The sequence below is a fragment of the Oleiphilus sp. HI0079 genome, assembly GCF_001635105.1.
In genome coordinates, this window is the sequence record NZ_LWFT01000767.1 from 1 (window position 1) to 572 (window position 572).

Consider the following 572-nt stretch of genomic DNA (forward strand, 5'->3'; position numbering starts at 1 on the left):
CAGTTGACTTATTTCTACCAAATCTCGAAGAATCTCTTGCAGATCCTCGTCTAGATTTGCCAAGGCGTGTGTTTGCGTCACAGCAATACCTTCCAGAAAACCGCCAACCCATGCACCCAAGGCTTCGCCCCGCTCCGCAATTGCATAGCTATCGTCAGGCAAGCAAATCTGAAAAGCGCTCGAATCTACAGCGATACTTTCTAAAGTATCGCGATAAAACTTACACAAATCCTGATGCACATTCGGCTGCTTCTCAACGTTGAATTCTTCAATGCCCATGTGATCTAGACACATAGCCAACCATTCATCGTCTTTCAATTGCGTATTACCTGTAATGTGACCAATCATAATGCCATGCAGTTCGCTTGGATGATTAATTGCGCCGTTAATGTTGTATACATTGGCAAGCCATTCAAATTCGCTTTCTACATGAACATCTTCAGACATGGTGTCTCCGTTGGATAAATGAAACGAAATTATACGACTGAATCACCCATAGGCGTTAGCCTTATTGACCGCAACGCGGGGGCAAATTATAGTCTTCGGGCAGAGCACTATACGCTGCATTATGT

The 572-nt window shown here is 44.2% G+C and carries 1 protein-coding gene; it reads right to left on the minus strand.

Going from position 1 to position 572, the window contains the following annotated elements; all coding sequences use genetic code 11:
- The coding region (locus tag A3750_RS14295) for a UPF0149 family protein (RefSeq protein WP_068548390.1) at positions 1–447 on the minus strand (447 nt) is incomplete at its 3' end.
- Positions 448–572: the final 125 nt, after the last annotated feature.